A 20,159-nucleotide genomic window follows, 5' to 3' on the forward strand; every position below is an offset into this window, starting at 1 on the left:
TTGGAATGGACCAGAAAAGTGACTACCAGACACATATCGATGCCGAAATCAGCGATAATGTACAGAATCTTGAGATGGATCCTTATCGGCTCGATTATCACCTGATGCCGCCTGTCGGGCTGCTGAACGATCCGAATGGTCTGATACAGTTCAATGGGACCTACCACGTCTTCTTCCAGTGGAACCCGTTTGAAACGACACATGGAAAGAAGGCCTGGGGCCATTACACATCAAGGGACCTCATCAACTGGACACTGGAGCCTGCGGCACTCGTGCCGGATGCGTGGTATGACAAGCATGGATGCTATTCCGGAAGTGCCATCGAGCATGACGGGAAGATGTACCTCTTCTACACCGGCAATGTGAAGGACGCCGAGGACAGACGGTCGACCTACCAGTGCCTTGCTGTGTCGGAGGACGGCATCCATTTCGAGAAGAAGGGCCCTGTGCTCCATCTGCCTGACGGGTACACCCCGCATTTTCGGGATCCGAAAGTGTGGAAAACGGATGGGCAATGGCTGATGATCCTCGGTGCACAGAATGAACAAGGGCACGGTGAAGCTGTCATCGCCGCTTCTGAAAACCTGGTGGACTGGGATTTCATCGGACCGATCGCCGGCAGCAACATCAACGGGCTCGGCGACTTCGGCTACATGTGGGAGTGTCCGGATCTGTTTGAACTGGATGGAAGGGACATACTCATCGTCTGCCCACAGGGGCTTGAAGCGGATGGGGACAAGTACCATAACCTCTTTCAGGCCGGACACTTCACCGGAGCCTTCGATTCATCCATGTACACCTACAGCCACGGAGATTTTACCGAGCTCGACCGGGGGTTCGACTTCTACGCGCCGCAGACCTTCACTGATGGATCGGGCAGACGCATCCTGATCGCCTGGATGGGCATCACGGATGATGATGAACAGGATCAGCCGACCATCGGGAAGAATTGGATCCATGGACTGACGATTCCGCGGGTGCTTGAAATGAAAGGGGACAGGGTGATTCAGGCCCCTGCTCCGGAACTTCAAAAGCTGAGGGATGAGAGGGTGAGTCATGCGGTCATGCTTAATCCCGAGACCTCATTCCATGCCGGAATCGAACCGCTCAGTGAAATCAGTGTGGAATTCAAGAATGACATCACGGATGGATTTGAGCTGGTTCTGAGGAATGATGTGAAGGTCGTCTACGATGGTCAACGCTTCATCATCGAAAGAAGGAAATTTTCGGGGGAGGGACGCGAGCAGCGTGCCTTCCAGCTGGAACAACTTGGGAACCTCCGCATATTCCTTGACCGCTCCTCGGTGGAGATCTTCGTCAATGGCGGGGAGGAAGTGTGCTCATCCCGCTTCTTCCCTGAAGTAGATGAAAGGAATATCGAACTGAAGGCGCGTGGGGCAGTACAGTGTGAGATGACCGTATGGAACCTTAAAGAGAATACGATCGACATGTACTGATGGTAATGATCGGACCGGGTGAAAACCCGGTCCTTTTTTCTGTTATCATTGAGGAAAAGGGGAGGGATGGATATGCAGATGGTATGGAATGGCTTCAAGAAGAAAGGCAGCCACCCGCTGCTCCTTGAACATTTCGACCCGGAACGGCTGGAAGCGGTGAAGATGTTCCATGGGAGTGTGCCGGGTTATGATGAGACACCGCTGGTCCAGTTGAATGATTTGGCGGACAGCATCGGCGTCGGGAAAATATATGTGAAGGACGAATCGAAGCGGTTCGGACTGAACGCCTTCAAAGGGCTCGGCGGCATCCATGCGGTGGCTGAATATTTCAGGGATCATGAGGGGATGGAGTTCGATGGTTATCACACCCTTCAGGATGCCCTCCGAAACCATCCCACCGCCACATTTGCGACAGCAACGGACGGCAACCATGGCAAGGGGCTTGCGTGGGCGGCGTCACTGCTCGGCCAGCAGGCGAAGGTGTTCATGCCGGAAGGATCGGAAGTCTCTCGTCTGGAAGCGATACGGGAGCTTGGGGCAGAAGCGGAAATCATGAACATGAACTACGATGACACGGTGGAACGGGTGGCCGCACTGGCGGAGGAGAACGGCTGGGTGCTGGTTCAGGATACGGCGTGGCCGGGATATGAGGAGGTTCCCCTCTCGATCATGAAAGGCTACACGACGATCATCAAGGAAGTGCAGTCACAGCTTGGAAAGAATGTTTTCCATGGCATCACACATGTGTTCCTGCAGGCCGGTGTCGGTTCGTTCGCCGGTGCGATGGCAGCGGCGCTCTTCAACCTGACTGGTGGAGAAGGTCCAACGATCGTCGTCGTGGAGCCGGACCAGGCCGATTGCTTCCATCGCTCGATCCAGAACCCTTCCGGAGACCCGCAGCGGGTCACGGGCGCCCTTGACACGATGATGGCCGGTCTCGCATGCGGCAAACCAAGCATCCAGGGCTGGGAGATACTGAAAGCCTCAGCCGATGCCTTCATCAGCTGCGGGGATGAGACAAGTGCCAGGGGCATGCGGCTGCTTGGAAGACCTGAGGGTGACGATCAAAGCATCGTCTCCGGTGAATCCGGTGCCGCACCGTTTGGTGCATTCCATCGATTGATGACGGAAGAAGAATATCAGGAGGAAAGCCAACGGCTCGGACTGGATGGCACTTCAAATGTCCTGTTCATCAGTACCGAGGGCGATACCGATGCCGCGAACTACGAAAGGGTTATGACTCGGAGGCTATGAGTATTAGAATAGTCATTCCATCATGGCGAGAAGATATTCATGAACACGGATGCTTCTTCATTTTTGGAAACCGCTATGAGATAGACTACAATCATTTGACGGAGGGGATACTATCAGTAGGAAAAAGACGCTATTGGTGCTGATCGGCGCAGTGGCCGTACTGTTCGCTGCATCGGTTGCCTACAGTATGTTGAGTGACAATGATCCAACCCGCCATCACACGGGCCTCGGGGAAGCCATCGACGTCTCTCCGGATGATGAACAGTTGGCATTTTCCTATTTCGACCAGGGCAGGGAGTCGCTTCATGTCGGGAATTTGGAGGATGGCAGTACAACGCAACTCACATCTCCCGAAGCAGAAAAACACAGTCATCCGACGTTCACACCTGACGGGGAAGGGCTGTTCTATATCGCCATCGTCGAGGATCGAATCCAGACGCTGCGTTACTTGCCTGAGCGGGGTGCGGATCCGGTGGAGCTGACTGACTCCGACATGCATGTATTTGAAGCGGTCATGTCGCCGGATGGTGAAACCTTCTATTATATCGGCATGCCGGCAGAAGATCTGCTGGCGCGGGAAGGTGAAAAGGAGAACTTCAGGGATCTGTATCGGGTCGGTGCTGACGGTACCAAACATGAACAGCTGACCGACAAAGATGCCCTGGATATGAATAGCCTCAATATATCAGAAGATGGCAGCACACTACATTTTATAGATGGCATGCGGGGTGCAGCGCTGCGGACATATGATATTGAAACCGGGGAAGAAAAGCCGTTTGAGGGAGATCCACTCCCGGGCGAGGTGTTTAATGTTAAGCTCTCCCCAGATGGGAACTTGGCAGCCTATACGACAATGGTGAACGAGGAAGAGGGGGGAACGTACATCTACGAACTCTTCCTCATGGATATGGGAAGTGGCGACACGCAGCAGGTGACGGATTATGGTGCCTCCGTCACCTCACCGGCGTTCTTCCATGACGAAGATCGGATTGCTTTTCTGGCACAGCCGAACTGGCCTGGTGCGCCGGCATCATACGAATTGATGACTGCAGACCATGACGGAGAGGAAATGGTGCCGCTCGCTATGGACCTGCCGGAGTCAGAAGGCGGCTTCCAGCCTGGAGCGGTGGTGGATCGGATGGTCAATACAGCGACCCTGACCATCCTTTATCTCCTGATGTTCGGGCTTGCCACCCTTTATATGCATGCGGAAGGCCGGACATATCTGCCGTCCATCGTCAGTGCAGCACTTGCGGCATTCACACTCATCGGCTCGATCATCGCATCATTCAATAACGCATGGATGGGTATCGGGCTGATGATGATTGCGATCTGGCTCCTGGGATGCACCGTCGTGCTGCTTGCTTTCGCCTTCATCCATAAGCGGGTGTCTTCAATCAATCAAACCATGTAGAAAAATGAAAACCGTGGGTCTCCCTGACAGGAGTCCCACGGTGTTTTCATTTGAAGGATAAGCGTCCGCATCCTTTTTTTGCGTGCTGCCTCCCTGTATCCTCGAACCTTCAATTCATAAGTGTAGAACGGCTGAATTACGGGTACGCGATAACACAGACTATTTGACACTGCAGGTTGGTGATCAATGGAAGGCAGGAGGACGCAATTATGAAATACACCGGCATCGTGCTCGTCATGCTGGCGGCCATGTTCTGGGGCATCAGCGGGGGGATTGCGGATATATTGATGGAGAAGGGATGGGACCCCCTTGTGATTTCATTCTACCGCGGGGCGGTCGGGTTCATATTCTTCTTCGTATGGTTCGTCATCCATTTTAGGCAGAACTGGATCACTGCACCGCGCTTCCACCTCTGGTCGGTGGTCGGCGGCATCGGCGTCGCAGGGAACTTCACATTCTACTTCCTCGCGATCCAGGAGTCGAGTGTGGCTGTTGCGGCGACACTGATGTATACGGCACCGATCTTCGTCCTGCTGATTTCTTTCCTCTTCAGGATGGAACAGTCGACATGGTTCAAGTGGCTCTGTGTCGCCTCGGTCATCATAGGCATCGTCCTGCTCACGGGCGTCTACGATCCGGCATCCGTGTCGACCGGCATATTCGGTGTAGCGGCAGGACTCGCTGCAGGCCTGTCGTATGCCCTGTTCATATTCGGCTTCAAGAATGCTTCCGCAATCGGCAGCCCGCAGACGGTGCTTGCCATCGCCTTCTTCGCATTCTGTCTCATCCTGGTATGGTTCATAGATATCAGTGAGGCTTTGAGTGTATTGACCTCCGGGGACATATGGTGGTTCCTGCTGCTTGGTGCAGTGGGTGCCGGTGTATCGTTCATCATCTATGTCATCGGTGTCCGGCGGACGGCGCCGACGACGGCTTCGATGGTCGCCATGGTGGAGCCGGTGACGGCGTCGCTCTTTGGTGTGCTGCTGCTCGGCGATCAGCTCACGATCATACAGATCCTCGGCATGGCGATCATCCTTGTGACGATCACCGTGCTCAGTGTCAAACAGGCAGGATAGATGAATACGTGAAAAAGCATCCGACGGGTATGTCGGATGCTTTTTTTGGTTTCGGGTCATTCCTATTCTATATACCGTCTGATATGCTTGGCGGTGACCGATCCTTCTACATCAAGAAGACCTTCAGGTGCTCCACTGTAGAGGATGTTCCCGCCGCGCATGCCGGCGCCAGGCCCGACATCGATGATCCAGTCGGCATGGGTCATCATGGTCAGGTTGTGCTCGATCAGGATGACGGTGTTGCCCTGTTCGATGAGCTGGCTGAAGCAGTCGAGCAGGGTCGGGATATCATCCTCATGGAGGCCGGTCGTCGGTTCGTCGAAGACGAAGACCTTTCCGCTGGCGTCACTGTCGAGGTGGCGGCTCAGTTTCACACGCTGGATTTCCCCGCCCGAGAGCGTATCGAGGGACTGGCCGAGCGTCATGTAGTGCAGGCCGGTATCGTGGATGTTCCTCAGGCGACTGATGACGCGGGTATTCGTCGTGAATATCTCCAGCGCCTCCTCGACGGTCAGGGCGAGGATGTCTGCGATGGAGTAGCCATCGACTTTCGCCTCGAGGACTTCCGGGCGGTAGCGGGTGCCCTGGCAAACTTCACATACTTGTGAGAAGTCCGGCATGAAGGCAAGCTCGGTCTTGAGTATCCCCTTGCCGCCGCATTCCGGACAGGCACCTTCTGAGTTGTAGCTGAACATGCCCTTCCTGAGCCCCGTCTGCTGGCTGAAGAATGCCCGGATGTCGTCGAAGAGGTCCATATAGGTCAGGAGGTTGGACCGGTTGGAAGCGTGCACCGGCTTCTGATCGATGAAGATCGCGTCCGGATCCTTTTTGAAGCCGGCCTTGATGAGTGTACTCTTGCCTGAGCCTGCGACACCGGTGATGACCGACATCACATTTTTCGGGATGTCGACCGAGACATCTTTGAGGTTGTTCTTCGTGATGTGTTCGAGGCTGATGAAGCCTTCCGGTTCCCTGGGACGTGCCTTCAGTCCATGCGTCCTGCCGAGGGCGGTCGCGGTCGGTGTGCTTGAAGCCATCAGTTCCTCGTATGAGCCGGTGAATATGATTTCGCCGCCATGCTGGCCCGCACCGGGTCCGATATCGATGACATGGTCGGCTATCCGGACGACATCCGGATCGTGTTCGACGACGAGGACGGTGTTGCCCTTATCGCGTATCGAGCGCATGATGGTGTTGATCTTCTCGATATCCTCCGGGTGCAGCCCGACACTCGGTTCGTCGATGATGTAGACAAGATCCGACAGTGGACTGTTCAGGTGTCGGATCAGCTTGATGCGCTGTGATTCCCCGCCCGAGAGCGACGGTGTCTCGCGGTCCAATGTCAGGTAGTTGAGTCCGACATAGGCGAGGGATTCCATCTGTGCAAGCAGCGGACGGATGATGTATTCCGACTTCGGATCATCCAGCTTCTTCAGGAACGGAATCGCCTCCTCGATGGACAGGGCCGTGAAGTCTGCAATGTCGAGGCCGTCGATCTTGCATGAGAGCACCTTCCTGTTGAGCCGCTTCCCTTCGCATTCCGGGCATTTGCGGCTCGTGACGACACGCTCCACATCGGCCAGGAAACGCTTCTTCTCGAAGTTGTCGTTCAAAAGGAATGAACGCCTGAAGCGGTGGATGAGACCTTCGAACTTCGCCGTCCGCGGCCAGTTGTCTGGCGGATCCTTCAGCTTCGTCGGCTTCGTGTAGAGGAAGGTGTCCATCTCCTCTTTGGTGTAGTCCCTGAGCTTCTTGTCATTATCGAAGAGCCCCGTATACAGATAGCGTTTCCCGCGCCAGCTGTCCGGCCTGAAGGAAGGGAACTTGATCGCATCCTCGTTGAGGGACCGGTCGAAGTCGAGCAGTTCCTCAAGGTCGATGTCCTCCACATAGCCGAGCCCCTGGCACTGTTCACACATGCCGCCCGGATTATTGAAGGAGAATACATTCGAGTAGCCGACGAACGGCTCACCGATGCGGGACCACAGGAGGCGTACCGAAGAGTATATGTCGGAAATCGTCCCGACCGTGGACCGCGAGTTGCCGCCGAGCCGCTTCTGGTTGATGATCATGGCGACGGGCAGATTCTCTATCTGATCCACATCGGGCTTCTCATAGTGGGTCATCTGGTTTTGGATGTAGCTTGAGTATGTTTCATTGAGCAGACGTTCCGATTCCGCGGCAAGCGTATTGAACACAAGGGATGACTTGCCCGAACCCGACCGTCCTGTAAATACGGTTAATTGATGCTTTGGTATGTCGACGCTCACATTTTTCAGGTTGTTCTGATTGGCGCCTTTTATTCGTATCATTGACATGCGTTTCACCTCTATCCTCCAGTCTACCCGAATGGAGGGTGGAAATCACATGGAAGCGGGCTGGGATTGGGAATCGGGGAAGTATTTCACTGGTGCAGCGGCGGAGGGGGATTGATATAATTGATTCATGGAAATGAAAGACGGACCGATACATAGAAGGAGGCATATTCATGGAAGAAGGTAATGAGAGGCTGGACTGCCGGGAGGAGCTGCTGGCAATCACGAAGCGGCTCGTCGGCATACGGAGTGAGGTCAATACGGACGGAGAGCGGGTGGTTGCTGCATCCATTCACGGGATGCTTCTAGCCCATCCGTATTTTGAGGCGCACCCGTCGCAGCTCGTCATGGAACCGACGGTCAATGATGAGCGGAAGCGGTACAATGTCATGGCGCATGTCAGGGGTACGAAAGGGGAAAGCCGCCGTACGGTCGTGCTGATGGGGCACATGGATACGGTCGGTGTGGCGGACTTCGGCGCGCAGCAGGAGTTGGCATTCCGCCCCGATGAATGGATGGCGCATCTTGAGGGCGAATCAGTGCATGAGGATGTACGGAATCAGCTGGAATCCGGGGACTGGCTCTTTGGCCGGGGTGTACTGGATATGAAGAGCGGGGTGGCAAGCAACCTCTACCTGCTCACCCACTATGCATCGCATCCGGAACAGCTCGACGGCAACATCGTCTTCATCGCCGAATGTGACGAGGAGGATGGATCGCACGGCATCCTCTCGGCCCTGAAGACATTGAAGCGCTGGGAGGCGGAGGAGGGCTTCGAGTACGTCGCCGCCATCAACAGCGATTTCGTCGCACCGGCCCACGAGGGGGACGGGAACCGCTACATATACAAGGGGACGGTCGGCAAACTGCTCCCATCCTTCTTCATCACCGGGGAGGAGACACATGTCGGCTCGGCATTCGACGGGCTCGACCCGAACTTCATCGCAGCAGAACTGACACGGCAGATCAGCTACAACCCGGACCTGTGCGATGTGGCGTTCGGGGAGGCGACCCTGCCGCCGGTGTCACTCAAGCAGACCGACCTGAAACCGTCCTACACCGTTCAGACGGCGCTGGCATCCTATGTGTACTACAACTTCTTCGTCCATTCCTGGTCGCCGGAGAAGGTGCTCGGGCTGCTGAAGGCACAGGCGGAGACGGCCTTCCGGAATACGCTTGAAACCTTCCGGACCCGCTACCGGAAATACGAAGAGGCGAGCGGCCGTCCGGGGCGGGAGATCAGCTGGGAGCCGAGGGTCTATACGTATGATGAAATGGACACGTTGCTCAGGGAGGCACATGGTGAAAAATATGTGCAGCATATGAAGGATTTCAAGGCCGCGCTTGAGGAGGATGAAAGCCTCGATTCACGCATGCTTGCGGCCCGCGTCGTCGAGGAGGCATGGAAGTTCATGCCGGACAAGCGCCCGGCGATCATCGTCTTCTACTCGTCCCTCTACTCCCCGCGGGTCGCACTGACGGGGGAGCGGGAGAACGAGCGCCGGCTGCTTGATGCACTGGATGGTGCGATTGAAGCGGTGCAGCCGGAGTATGACCATCCGATCGTGGCGAGGAATTTCTTCCCACACATATCCGACATGAGTTTTGTGGCGATGAGCGACGACATGTCGGAAATCGATGATATGGTCGCCAACACTCCTTCATGGGGCAGGAAACTGTTCGTCGACTACCAGGATGTAGCCGATCTGAATATCCCCGTAATCAACATCGGACCATATGGCGAAGATGGACACAAGCGGCTTGAGCGGATGGAGATGACCTACTCGCTCGAAGTGGTGCCGAACCTGACCAATCGTGTCCTGCGGCGCGTGCTCGAATCCGAATAGATGGCAATAGTAAAGACCGCATGCCAATGCATGCGGTCTTTGTCGTCTTCTAGTAGTTCTCAAAGAAGTCCTTCAGTACCTGGACGCTCCGGCTCAGGTCTTCGATATGGGTGAACTCCTCCGGATTGTGGCTGATGCCCTTGATGCTGCGTACGAACAGCATGGTGATCGGGAACTTGGTCCCGATGCTCATGGCATCGTGCCCCGCACCGCTCGGCAGGTGGACCGGAAGCAGATCTTGCCTTTTGAATGATGCCTCCATCTTCGAGATGACTTCCGGATTGATCGGAATCGGCAGGACACGTGTCGTGAGGTCGACCTCAACGCCTATTGGACTGTCCTTAACGGTTTCTTCTGCATGCTCTGCCACGGCTTCGATCAGCCTGGCCTGGTTGTCTGTATCGATGTCCCGTGCATCGACGACGAGGTTCACCTCACCCGGGATGACATTGACGCCGCCGGGTTTCACATCCATCTTGCCGACGGTGGCGACGGCTTCCTGGCTGATGCCCTTGGCGACCTCCGGCAGGGTGCTGATGAACTCGGATGCCTTGACGAGGGCGTCCCGGCGCTCAGTCATCGGGGTGCTGCCGGCATGTCCCGCTTCGCCGCGGAAGGTGATGTTCGTCCGTGTGGCGCCGGCAATGCCGCTTACGATGCCGATGGGCAGATCCTTCTGCTCGAGCTGCTTTGCCTGTTCGATGTGCACCTCGGCATAGATTTCGATATTGTAGTCCAGCCCTTCGGCCGCGAGGAACGCCTTCCTGTCGGAGCCGATGTTTCCGAGGACATCATCGATCGTCTGACCGTCAGGGTCGCGGTACTTGTTGATCTCCTCTCCGGTGAGCATTCCCATGAATGCACGGCTGCCGGTCAGTCCGCTGCCGAAGCGGCTGCCTTCCTCGTCCGAGAAGATGACGACTTCATAGGAATACTTCGGCGTGTAGCCTGCTTCATGCCACAGTGTTGCGATTTCAAGTGCCGTGATGACGCCTGCAGCACCGTCGAAGTGGCCGCCGTCGGGCACGGAATCGATATGGGAGCCGGCCATGAAGACCCTGGAGTCATCCTGGCCCTCATATCTTCCGAACACATTGCCGGCACCGTCGGTGCGTACACTCATGCCGATCTCCTCCATCCAGTCTGCCACCCTGTCCTTTGCCGCCAGTTCGTCTTCCGAGTATCCCATTCTTTTCGAACCCTGATTCTCCGTGCGTCCGATTTCAGAAATCTCCAGTATGCGTGCATGGAGCCGTCTGCTTGATGCACTATCAAGTGTTTCAGCCGCCATCTTGCCGAGGAAGTCATTTGTCATCGCTCATTCTCCTTTTTTCTATTTGTATTTGATAATAATACATGAACCTTTATAATAAAAGTGGGAATATTCAGTTGAGGGGTGAAAAAATGGAGATCAGACAGTTTGCCGAAAATGCACTGACCATCCAGATGGGTGAGGAGATCGACGAACAGATCAACCGGAAGCTTGTGGCGCTGCGCCATCATATTGAGGGAATGGAAATTGAGGGCATCGATGAGATCGTCCTGTCATACACGAGCCTCATCATCTATTTCGACATTTTCAAGACCGATGCCGGGGCGTTGAAGGAAGCGCTTGAAGGCATCGATGAGGCGGCACTGCTCGAAGAGGAGATCAAATACAGGGTCATCGAGATTCCGGTATGCTACGGGGGGGAGTACGGGCCGGACCTCGGCAATTTCGGAGAGAATGGCCTGTCGGAACAGGAAGTCATCGATCTGCATGCAAACAGGGAATATCTCGTCTACATGCTCGGTTTCATGCCGGGCTTTCCGTATCTCGGTGGTCTGGATGAGAAATTACATAAGGCGCGGCTGGAGACACCAAGGGTTCGCATACCAGCCGGTTCGGTCGGCATCGGGGGCAGGCAGACGGGCATGTATCCGTTCGAATCCCCGGGCGGATGGCATCTTTTGGGACGCACACCGGTGCCCCTGTTCGATCCGGGGCGTGAGGAGACGATCCTCTACGCGGCGGGTGACCGCATCATCTACCGTCCGATCGATGAAGCGGAATACAGGCGCATTGAAGATGACATTGCCGCCGGCGACTACGAAATCAAATATGAAATGAAAGGGGGCCAATGATGGTGCTTAAAGTGAAAAATCCGGGACTCTACACGACGGTCCAGGACCTTGGACGGTACGGCCACCAGGCGGAAGGATTTTCACCGGCTGGTGCGATGGACTACCGTGCCTTCATGCTGGCCAACCAGCTGCTCGGCAATGATGGGAATGCGCCCGGCCTCGAAATGACTTTCCGGGGCGCTTCGTTCGAAGTGATGCAGGATACGGTCATTGCGGCTGCGGGTGCTGATATGGCACTTTCGATTGACGGGACGCCCTTCTCCATCGGGGTGCCGATTCCCGTGTTCAAGGGCAGCCTGATCGAGTTCGGTGCTGCTGAAAACGGCTCGCGGACATACCTGGCGGTCTCAGGGGGGATCAAGGTGGAATTGGTGCTCGACAGTGCTTCGACGCATGTCAGAAGCGGCATCGGCGGCTATCGTGGCCGTACGCTCGAGGTGGGTGATGTAATCGGCATCGGGGATGCGGCATCGGCGCCGCGCCCCTATAGAATCAGCGCAATCGAAGAGGAGGAAGCGGTCCGTGTCATTCCCGGACAGCAGTATGACCGCTTCAATGAAGAGATGCGGGAGAAGCTGTTTGGTGAAGGGTATACTTTGACGAAGGACTGCGACCGGATGGGCTACCGGCTCGACGGACCGGAGCTCGTTGCTGAAGGTGGACATGATGTCCTGTCCGAGCCGACCCAGCTCGGCAGCATTCAGGTACCGAAAGGCGGCAAGCCGATCGTGCTCCTGAACGACAGGCAGACGGCAGGGGGATACGCCCGCATCGGCACGGTGGCGCGTGTCGACATCCCGAAACTGGTCCAGAAGCATCCGGGGGATACCGTCAGGTTTGAAGAGATATCGGTAGAGGAGGCGACGGCACTCTACCGTGAAGAAATGAAAAAGATAAGGGACGGCGGCTATCTTGAGGTCAACAATGACTTCAGGTCTCACGTCAGACCGACTGCAGGCAAGCTAAAAAGAATAATGGAGAGGTGATCGGGTTGGATATAGAAGAAGTGAAAGCATATGCAAAGCTGCTGAAGGAAGAGAACCTGAAGGTGCTGACGATCAAGGATGGGGATTTCAAAATCCATCTGGAGGCGAATGTGGCCGATGCGCCTGCTGCCGGACAACAGGCTGCACCAAAGCCGGAGGCTGGCGGTGAAGAAGCGTCGGGACATACAATCCGTGCCAAACAGGTCGGCACGTTCTTCATCGAGAAGGAAGAGAACAGTGACGAGACGTTCGTATCCGTCGGGGATGAAGTTTCGGAAGGGGACACACTCGGGGTCATCGAAGCCATGAAGGTGTTCAATGATGTCAAAGCGGATGTAGCGGGCACGGTGGAAGAAATTCTTGCCGGAAATGGAGAGAGCGTCGAATATGACCAGCCGCTCTTCATTCTGCGGCCGAAGGAGGACTAGCGTGGAAAAGGTTCTCGTAGCAAACCGTGGAGAAATTGCAGTCAGAGTCATTCGGTCACTCAAGGAGATGGGCATCCCGAGTGTCGCCATCCATTCCACTGCAGACCGGGACAGCCTGCATGTGGCGCTTGCGGATGAAGCGATATGCATCGGCCCGGCCAAAAGCACCGAGAGCTATCTGGATATCGAGCGGATCGTTGCGGCCATCGAAGTGAGTGGTGCCGATGCCGTCCATCCGGGGTACGGCTTCCTCTCGGAATCGGCAACGTTTGCTGGACGTCTGGAGGAGATCGGCGTCACTTTCATCGGACCCACCGCGGAGACGATCTCCCGGATGGGGGACAAGGCGGAGGCACGCCAGACGATGAAGGATGCCGGCGTACCGGTCATCCCCGGAAGCGACGGGGTCATCGACAGCTTCGATGAAGTCGAATCCGTTGCGGAAACGGTCGGCTATCCAATCGTCATCAAGGCGGTCTCGGGCGGCGGCGGCAAGGGCATGCGCTTCGTCCATGAGCCGGCGCAGCTTGAAAAGATGTACAAGGAAGCGAAGAAAGAAGCAAAGAATGCCTTCGGCGACGACCGGATCTACATCGAAAAATTCATCGAGAAGGCCCGCCATATCGAAGTGCAGGTGGTCGGGGACGGGCAGGGGCATGCCGTCCATCTCTATGAGCGTGACTGCTCGATCCAGCGGAACAACCAGAAGCTGGTGGAGGAGGCTCCGGCCGCCATTCTGGATGACGGATCGAGAAGGGATATTACGGAACGGACGGCTGAAGCCGTTGCCAAACTCAACTACAGGGGTGCCGGAACGGTCGAGTATCTCTACGTCGAAGAGGAGGATGCCTTCTATTTCATCGAAATGAACACGCGGATCCAGGTGGAGCACACGGTATCCGAAGAGATCACCGGCGTGGACATCGTCCGCCTGCAGCTCGAGGTGGCGCAGGGGAAGCCGCTTGAACTCACGCAGGACGACATCTCGATCAACGGCTTTGCGATCGAGTGCCGAATCAATGCGGAAAATCCCGCAGAGCACTTCATGCCCGCCCCGGGCACAATCGAGACGCTTCATTTCGGCATGGGCCAGGGCGTGCGGATCGATTCCCACGTCTATCCGGGCTACATGATTCCGCCGCATTATGATTCCATGATCGGCAAAATCATCGTCCATGCGGTATCGAGGGAGGCGGCGATACGGAGGATGACCCATGTGCTGGATGAGACGGTCATCGGACCGATCCATACGAATCTCGATTTCCAGCATTACCTGATGAACCACCCGAACTACAGGAAGAACGATGTGGACATCAAGTTTCTTCCACGCAATCACATTATCGGACAGGAAGGGGAATGACCATGTACACAGTAGATTTGAATGCAGATCTTGGGGAGAGCTACGGCAACTATACAATCGGCAATGACGAAGAGATCATCCCGCTGATCTCTTCGGCGAACGTCGCCTGCGGATTCCACGCGGCCGACCCCTCGGTCATGCTTGAAACCATCCGTATGATCAGGGAGAGCGGGTCGACTGGTGTCGGCGCCCATCCGGGATTCCCGGACCTCATGGGATTCGGCAGACGGTATATGGATATGTCGATGGCGGAGGTCAGAAGCATGATGTTCTATCAACTCGGTGCACTCGACGGGTTCTGCCGTGTCGAGGGTGTGCGGATGAACCACGTCAAACCACACGGTGCACTGTATAATGCCACATTCAAAGACGCGGAACTGGCCCAAACGATTGCTGAAGCAGTCAAGGACTACAATCCGGAACTCAAGCTGATGGGGCTGTCCAATCAGAACCTGGTGCGTGCCGGGGAAGCGGCAGGCCTCGAAGTGCGCCACGAGGTGTTCGCCGACCGTGCCTACGAGGATGACGGCACGCTCGTCAGCCGGAAGAAGGAGGGCGCAATGATCACCGATACAAAGCAGGCTGTCGACCGTGTCGTCCGCATGGTCAAGGAGGGCAAAGTCGAGAGCATCAACGGCCGTGACATCGATATCCAAGCCGACAGCATATGCGTCCATGGGGATGGACCGAAAGCCCTGGAATTCGTCAGGGAAATCAGAAGTGCGCTCGGGAAAGAAGATATCACCATACAAACAATGTAGAGGGGACTTGAGGATATGGATAAAAAACCGAAAATGACCGGCGTGCAGCGGCGTCTCCTGTTCGGCGCGATATTCCTGATGGCGACATCATCCATCGGGCCTGCATTTCTGACGCAGACCAGCGTATTTACAGAACAGTTTCTGGCAAGCTTTGCCTTCGCAATCCTTGCCTCCATCATCATCGACATCGGTGCCCAGCTGAATATCTGGCGCATACTGAGCATCTCCGGCAAAAGGGGACAGGATGTCGCGAACCAGGTGTTCCCGGGACTCGGCTATCTGATCGCCTTCCTGATCGTGCTCGGCGGATTCGCCTTCAACATCGGCAACGTCGCCGGTGCCGGCCTCGGGTTCAATGCCATCTTCGGCTGGGATCCCAGGATTGGTGCAGCGCTGGCCGGCATCATCGCAATCATCGTCTTCCTTCTCAAGAATGGCCGTGCGGTGATGGATGTCATCATCCAGATCCTCGGTGTGCTCATGATCGCCATCACGGCATTCGTCATGATCCGGTCCAATCCCCCTTATGGGGAAGCGGCCTACCGGGCAGTCATGCCGGAGGAGCCGATGACGCTCTTCCTGCCGGTGGTGACGCTCGTCGGCGGGACGGTCGGTGGTTATATCACCTTCGCCGGCGCCCACCGTCTGATCGAGGCTGGCGTGACCGGCAAGGAAAACCTCGGATTCGTCAGTACAGCAGCGAACCTCGGGATACTCACGACAGGGGTCATGCGTACGCTGCTCTTCCTGGCTGTGCTCGGCGTCGTCTCCGGAGGGGTTGCACTCAACCCAGAGAATCCGCCGGCGTCCGTCTTCCAGATTGCGCTCGGTGACATCGGCATGCAGATATTCGGTGTCGTACTCGTTGCAGCCGCACTGTCATCGGTCATCGGATCCGCCTACACGAGCGCCTCATTCCTGAGGTCGCTGCACCGTGTATTCGATGACTACAACAATATCGTCATCATCTCATTCATCGTCATTTCGACCATCATCTTTACATTCGTCGGCCGTCCGGTCGTGCTGCTGATTCTTGCAGGGGCCTTCAACGGACTCATCCTGCCGCTGACGCTGGGCGCGGTGCTCATCGCCTCGAGGAACAGGAAGATCGTCGGCGACTACAAGCACCCGATGTGGATGATCATCTTCGGCATCGTCGCCGTCATCATCACACTGATTGCCGGATTCATGTCGCTGCAGGGTCTGCAGGACCTCTGGACCCAGTAAGGAGGAATGTTCATGGAAGCAAAAGCACTGCGTGAAAAGATAAGGAATGGAACATTCGACAGGACGACATCCGGGGCCGCCGGGGACAATGTGCAGGCCAACATCGTCATTCTGCCTAAATCCTATGCATTCGATTTTCTGCTCTATGCGATGCGGAACAGGAAGGCCGTCCCCGTCATCGAGGTGATGGAGGATGGCAAAGTGGAAAGCAGCTATGCCGAAGGCTCCGACATCCGTACCGATGTGCCGAAGTACAACATATACAGGGACGGGAAGCTCAAGGAGACGGTTACAGACATCACAGAGTACTGGCAGGATGACTTCGTGACCTTCCTCATCGGCTGCAGCTTCACATTTGAACAGGCGCTGCTTGAAGCGGGACTTGAAGTGAAGCACATCAAGGAGCAGAAGAACGTCGCCATGTACAGGACGAACATCCCGACAGAACCCGCCGGCATCTTCAGTGGGGAACTCGTCGTATCCATGCGGCCGTTCAAAAGGGAGCTTGTTGAAAAGGCATCCGATGTGACTGCACAGTTTCCGGACATGCACGGCCGCCCGGTGCATCACGGGGAGCCGTCTGAAATCGGCATCCGTGACATCAATGCACCGGAATACGGTGAGCCGATCGATATCGATTCTGATGAAGAGCCTGTGTTCTGGGCATGCGGTGTCACGCCGCAGAATGCGGCACTCAATGCCAGGCCCTCCATCATGATCACCCACAATCCAGGGCACATGTTCGTGACAGACATCAAGAATGAAGATTACAGGAAAAAGTAGGATGTTTTACACTTTTAGCGGAATTTCAGCCGAATGGGCGGGAATTCCGCTTTATTTGCCCTTTATTTCCTACATTGAATGTAGGTATAATAAGTAAATAAAGGGAGGGTGAAAGATGAAGAAATTATATTTGTTTTTATTCATATGCGTCCTGGCATTGGCGGGATGTACCGACGACAGCAATGTCGAAGAGGACACGGAAGAAACGGGAGCGTCTGAATCCTCAGGTGAGGATATCGCCTTCAGCCTGCAGGCACTGCCGAATTCACTGGATCCCCATGCGGCGAATGATGGATATTCGCTGTATGTCATGATCAACATATACGAAACGCTCGTCAAACTGAACCAGGATCTGGAACTCGAGCCGGGACTCGCGGAGTCATACGAGCAGCTGGATGATACAACGTGGGAATTCAAACTGCGTGAAGATGTGACATTCCATGACGGCAGCCCGTTCAATGCTGAAGTGGTCAAAGCGAATCTGGATCGTGTGCGTGATCCGGAAGTTGGGGCACCGCTTGAATTCCTGTTCACCGAAATCGAAGAAGTGGAAGTGGTGGATGACTACACTGTGAATATACATACGGCAGGGCCGTTTGCAGCACTGCCTGCGCACCTGGCTCATCCGGGTGGCCATATGATCAGTAAGGAAGTCATCGACAGCGACTATGAAGGCATGGAATCAGGTGGAGATCCGCTGACTGAAGTCAATGCCAATCCGGTAGGAACGGGCTTCTTCAAGTTCGAGGAGATCGTAGAGGGCGACCACATCACATTGAGCCGCAACGAGGACTACTGGGGCGAACCGGCAAATCCGTCTTCCGTGACCTTCAAGGCGGTGCCTGAAGACGGTACGCGTATTGCGGAACTCTCGACAGGCGACGCGGATCTCATCTATCCGGTGAATCCGAGTGACGTGGCACAGATCGACGGTGCCGATGGTACGCGGGTTGAGCAGCATGAGAGTGCAAGCATGTCGTATCTCGGCTTCAATCTTGAAAAAGAACCATTCGACGACCCGGCTGTAAGACAGGCGATTGCGATGTCGATCGACAAGGAGGCCATCATCAATGAGATGCTGGAAGGCATACCAGCTGTAGCAGAGACGCCTCTGAACCCGACTGTAAATGGCTACAGTGATGACCTCGATCCGATCGAGTACGATAAGGAAGCCGCACAGGCGCTGCTCGATGAGAACGGCTACAGCGATGGATTTACAGCAGAAATCATCGTGCGTGACCGGACGACTGCCGATATCGCAACGTTCATCCAGCAGGAACTCTCCGACCTCGGCATCACGCTTGAAATCCGTCAGATGGAATCCGGCGCCTATCAGGAATATACAGCCAATGGGCAGCATGACATGTTCATGGGCAGCTGGGGCACGGTGACGCTTGATGCGGACTATGGACTCTATCCGATGTTTCACTCCGACAACCATGGGGCACCGGGCAACCGTACAAGATACTCAAATGAAGAGGTTGACACTCTTCTGGATGAGGCGCGGACAGAGACGGACGAAGCGGCACGCATGCAGCAGTATGCTGAAGCGCAGCAGATCATCATAGACGAGGCACCGCTCGTACCGATCTACCATTCGGTGCTGCTCGCAGGCATCAATGATGAACTGGACGGCTACTTCCAGTACCCGAGCAGCTTCCCGTATCTGAAAGAATTGGAATAATATTTTGCTCCCATCGTTTAGATGGGAGCTTTTATTATAATCTGGTATAGTGGAAAGACATATGGTTCATGAAAGGATGATTGCATGAAGACGCTGCTACTGACAGGATTCGAGCCCTTTCTGCAGTTCAAGGAGAATCCGACCGCAACGGCTGTAAAAGTATTCGACGGAGAGACCATCGGCGACTACCGGGTCGTCGGACGGGTCTACCCGGTCGCATTCGATAAGATCAACGACCTCATCACACGCGACCTCGATGTATTCGAACCGGATGTCGTAGTCAACCTGGGCCTTGCGGGCGGCAGGCATACGGTCGACATCGAACGCATCGCCATCAACTGTGTGGACGGCAGGACGGACAATGAAGGCTTCACCCCCGACGGGGAGAAGATAGACGAAGCGGGGCCGGATGGCCTGTTTTCCACGCTGCCGGTCAAGCGCCTCGAGAAGGCGCTGAAGGCCAACCACATCCCTGCCAGGATTTCGAATTCTGCAGGCACATACCTCTGCAACAACCTGATGTATACGACGCTGAATCATACCAGGCAGAAGGGGCAGTCCATCCCTGCCGGATTCATCCACGTTCCGGCCCATCACGAGATCGGGACGGAACTCAATGTTTCAAGCTGGTCCCAGGATGATATAAATAAAGCAGTAGGCATCATATTGGGCAACATATAATCACATCGTTTAAACAAGGAGACAAGCCATGAAAATAGTACATGTAGAAAATTATGATGAAATGAGCATGCGGGCGGCGCGCACCGTCTTCAACAAAATCGTGGAGTCAGAGCGTGTGGTGCTCGGGCTTGCTACAGGATCGACACCGGAGAAGATGTATGATTACCTCGTGGACATGCTGAACAAGAACAAGGTCGATCTTTCCCATGTCTATACTGTCAACCTCGATGAGTATGTGGGGCTTGGTGATGACCACCCACAGAGCTACCACCAGTATATGAACAAGATATTTTTCGACCGGGTGTCCATCCCGAAAGAGCATACTTTCATCCCCCATGGGGATGCGCCGGATCTGGATGCGGAAGTCGAGCGGTATGAGCAGGTGATCGAAGAGCTTGGCGGGGTCGACCTCCAGGTGCTCGGCATCGGCAGGAACGGCCACATTGCCTTCAACGAACCGGGCACGCCGTTTGATTCTCGGACGCATGTCGTCGACCTCACGGAAACGACGGTGAGTGATAATGCACGCTTCTTCGATACGGTAGAGGAGGTGCCGAGGCAGGCGATTACGATGGGACTTGATACCATCATGGAGGCCAAGTCCATAGTGCTCCTCGTCTCCGGGGATGAAAAGGAAGAGGCGCTGGCGTGCATGATCGACTGTGAAGTGTCCGAGGAGCTTCCGGCAACCATCCTGCAACGGCATCATGACGTGACCGTCATTGCGGATGACGAAGCATTGTAATAGGGGAGGTCTGG

General features: G+C 55.4%; 17 protein-coding genes. 15 read left to right on the plus strand and 2 right to left on the minus strand.

All coding sequences use genetic code 11. The features are described from left to right. The first annotated feature begins 5 nt into the window (after nucleotides 1-5). The 4 genes from BO53_RS0105860 to BO53_RS0105875 all read left to right on the plus strand — a co-directional run bounded on the left by BO53_RS0105860 (nucleotide 6) and on the right by BO53_RS0105875 (nucleotide 5,204). Complete coding sequence (locus BO53_RS0105860) at nucleotides 6-1,457, plus strand: glycoside hydrolase family 32 protein (protein WP_031546500.1); 1,452 nt, start codon at nucleotides 6-8, stop codon at nucleotides 1,455-1,457. A gap of 72 nt (nucleotides 1,458-1,529) precedes the next feature. Then, on the plus strand, nucleotides 1,530-2,711 hold the full coding sequence (locus tag BO53_RS0105865; protein ID WP_051683033.1) for a diaminopropionate ammonia-lyase: 1,182 nt from the start codon (nucleotides 1,530-1,532) through the stop codon (nucleotides 2,709-2,711). Nucleotides 2,712-2,847: 136 nt separating this feature from the next. Next, complete coding sequence (locus BO53_RS0105870) at nucleotides 2,848-4,125, plus strand: TolB family protein (RefSeq protein WP_156956103.1); 1,278 nt, start codon at nucleotides 2,848-2,850, stop codon at nucleotides 4,123-4,125. Nucleotides 4,126-4,334: 209 nt separating this feature from the next. After that, entirely contained in the window at nucleotides 4,335-5,204 is an 870-nt protein-coding gene (locus BO53_RS0105875; protein ID WP_031546507.1) for a DMT family transporter, read from the plus strand. 62 nt (nucleotides 5,205-5,266) lie between these two features. Here the strand turns inward: BO53_RS0105875 and BO53_RS0105880 are convergent, their stop codons facing one another. Further along, complete coding sequence (locus tag BO53_RS0105880) at nucleotides 5,267-7,522, minus strand: ATP-binding cassette domain-containing protein (RefSeq protein WP_031546509.1); 2,256 nt, start codon at nucleotides 7,520-7,522, stop codon at nucleotides 5,267-5,269. A 170-nt stretch (nucleotides 7,523-7,692) separates the two neighbouring features. Between BO53_RS0105880 and BO53_RS0105885 the strand changes: the two genes are divergently transcribed. Continuing rightward, the gene (locus BO53_RS0105885) at nucleotides 7,693-9,366 is read left to right on the plus strand and encodes a M20/M25/M40 family metallo-hydrolase (protein WP_031546511.1); all 1,674 of its coding nucleotides are present in this window, start codon (nucleotides 7,693-7,695) and stop codon (nucleotides 9,364-9,366) included. A 49-nt stretch (nucleotides 9,367-9,415) separates the two neighbouring features. Here BO53_RS0105885 and BO53_RS0105890 read toward each other — a convergent pair whose 3' ends face one another. Further along, complete coding sequence (locus BO53_RS0105890; protein WP_031546514.1) at nucleotides 9,416-10,681, minus strand: Zn-dependent hydrolase; 1,266 nt, start codon at nucleotides 10,679-10,681, stop codon at nucleotides 9,416-9,418. 89 nt (nucleotides 10,682-10,770) lie between these two features. On the opposite strand from BO53_RS0105890, the gene pxpB reads away from it, so the two are divergent. The 10 genes from pxpB to nagB all read left to right on the plus strand — a co-directional run bounded on the left by pxpB (nucleotide 10,771) and on the right by nagB (nucleotide 20,145). After that, nucleotides 10,771-11,490 carry a 5-oxoprolinase subunit PxpB gene (gene pxpB / locus BO53_RS0105895; protein ID WP_031546517.1) on the plus strand — a complete coding sequence of 240 codons (720 nt, stop codon included), beginning with the start codon at nucleotides 10,771-10,773 and terminating at the stop codon, nucleotides 11,488-11,490. Further along, on the plus strand, nucleotides 11,490-12,476 hold the full coding sequence (locus tag BO53_RS0105900; protein ID WP_037341827.1) for a 5-oxoprolinase subunit C family protein: 987 nt from the start codon (nucleotides 11,490-11,492) through the stop codon (nucleotides 12,474-12,476). The genes pxpB and BO53_RS0105900 overlap by 1 nt, the downstream gene beginning before the upstream one ends. Continuing rightward, entirely contained in the window at nucleotides 12,473-12,904 is a 432-nt protein-coding gene (locus BO53_RS0105905) for an acetyl-CoA carboxylase biotin carboxyl carrier protein (protein ID WP_245608202.1), read from the plus strand. Before BO53_RS0105900 ends, BO53_RS0105905 begins: the two co-directional genes overlap by 4 nt. After that, nucleotides 12,864-14,264, plus strand: a complete 1,401-nt coding sequence (gene accC, locus BO53_RS0105910) for an acetyl-CoA carboxylase biotin carboxylase subunit (protein ID WP_051683034.1) — start codon at nucleotides 12,864-12,866, stop codon at nucleotides 14,262-14,264. Before BO53_RS0105905 ends, accC begins: the two co-directional genes overlap by 41 nt. A gap of 2 nt (nucleotides 14,265-14,266) precedes the next feature. After that, a complete protein-coding gene (locus tag BO53_RS0105915; RefSeq protein ID WP_031546528.1) occupies nucleotides 14,267-15,025 on the plus strand; it encodes a LamB/YcsF family protein in 759 nt (252 codons plus the stop codon). A 15-nt stretch (nucleotides 15,026-15,040) separates the two neighbouring features. Further along, nucleotides 15,041-16,252 carry an NRAMP family divalent metal transporter gene (locus BO53_RS0105920; protein ID WP_031546529.1) on the plus strand — a complete coding sequence of 404 codons (1,212 nt, stop codon included), beginning with the start codon at nucleotides 15,041-15,043 and terminating at the stop codon, nucleotides 16,250-16,252. Between the two features lie 12 nt (nucleotides 16,253-16,264). Further along, the gene (locus BO53_RS0105925; protein WP_031546532.1) at nucleotides 16,265-17,035 is read left to right on the plus strand and encodes a putative hydro-lyase; all 771 of its coding nucleotides are present in this window, start codon (nucleotides 16,265-16,267) and stop codon (nucleotides 17,033-17,035) included. 115 nt (nucleotides 17,036-17,150) lie between these two features. Continuing rightward, entirely contained in the window at nucleotides 17,151-18,719 is a 1,569-nt protein-coding gene (locus tag BO53_RS0105930; protein ID WP_031546533.1) for a glutathione ABC transporter substrate-binding protein, read from the plus strand. Between the two features lie 84 nt (nucleotides 18,720-18,803). After that, nucleotides 18,804-19,400: a pyroglutamyl-peptidase I gene (locus tag BO53_RS0105935; RefSeq protein WP_031546536.1), complete on the plus strand. Its 597-nt coding sequence runs from the start codon at nucleotides 18,804-18,806 to the stop codon at nucleotides 19,398-19,400. 28 nt (nucleotides 19,401-19,428) lie between these two features. Next, entirely contained in the window at nucleotides 19,429-20,145 is a 717-nt protein-coding gene (gene nagB, locus BO53_RS0105940) for a glucosamine-6-phosphate deaminase (protein ID WP_031546538.1), read from the plus strand. Nucleotides 20,146-20,159 lie beyond the last annotated feature (14 nt).

It is taken from the genome of Salinicoccus luteus DSM 17002 (assembly GCF_000712035.1).
In the GTDB taxonomy this organism is placed as follows: domain Bacteria; phylum Bacillota; class Bacilli; order Staphylococcales; family Salinicoccaceae; genus Salinicoccus; species Salinicoccus luteus.

Bases quoted from the DNA above. Each gene is read 5' to 3' on its own strand.
- BO53_RS0105860 (WP_031546500.1), top strand. From the start codon at position 6: ATGGACCAGAAAAGTGACTACCAGACACATATCGATGCCGAAATCAGC.
- BO53_RS0105865 (WP_051683033.1), top strand. From the start codon at position 1,530: ATGCAGATGGTATGGAATGGCTTCAAGAAGAAAGGCAGCCACCCGCTG.
- BO53_RS0105875 (WP_031546507.1), top strand. From the start codon at position 4,335: ATGAAATACACCGGCATCGTGCTCGTCATGCTGGCGGCCATGTTCTGG.
- BO53_RS0105880 (WP_031546509.1), bottom strand. From the start codon at position 7,522: ATGTCAATGATACGAATAAAAGGCGCCAATCAGAACAACCTGAAAAAT.
- BO53_RS0105885 (WP_031546511.1), top strand. From the start codon at position 7,693: ATGGAAGAAGGTAATGAGAGGCTGGACTGCCGGGAGGAGCTGCTGGCA.
- BO53_RS0105890 (WP_031546514.1), bottom strand. From the start codon at position 10,681: ATGACAAATGACTTCCTCGGCAAGATGGCGGCTGAAACACTTGATAGT.
- pxpB (WP_031546517.1), top strand. From the start codon at position 10,771: ATGGAGATCAGACAGTTTGCCGAAAATGCACTGACCATCCAGATGGGT.
- BO53_RS0105900 (WP_037341827.1), top strand. From the start codon at position 11,490: ATGGTGCTTAAAGTGAAAAATCCGGGACTCTACACGACGGTCCAGGAC.
- accC (WP_051683034.1), top strand. From the start codon at position 12,864: ATGACCAGCCGCTCTTCATTCTGCGGCCGAAGGAGGACTAGCGTGGAA.
- BO53_RS0105915 (WP_031546528.1), top strand. From the start codon at position 14,267: ATGTACACAGTAGATTTGAATGCAGATCTTGGGGAGAGCTACGGCAAC.
- BO53_RS0105920 (WP_031546529.1), top strand. From the start codon at position 15,041: ATGGATAAAAAACCGAAAATGACCGGCGTGCAGCGGCGTCTCCTGTTC.
- BO53_RS0105925 (WP_031546532.1), top strand. From the start codon at position 16,265: ATGGAAGCAAAAGCACTGCGTGAAAAGATAAGGAATGGAACATTCGAC.
- BO53_RS0105930 (WP_031546533.1), top strand. From the start codon at position 17,151: ATGAAGAAATTATATTTGTTTTTATTCATATGCGTCCTGGCATTGGCG.
- BO53_RS0105935 (WP_031546536.1), top strand. From the start codon at position 18,804: ATGAAGACGCTGCTACTGACAGGATTCGAGCCCTTTCTGCAGTTCAAG.
- nagB (WP_031546538.1), top strand. From the start codon at position 19,429: ATGAAAATAGTACATGTAGAAAATTATGATGAAATGAGCATGCGGGCG.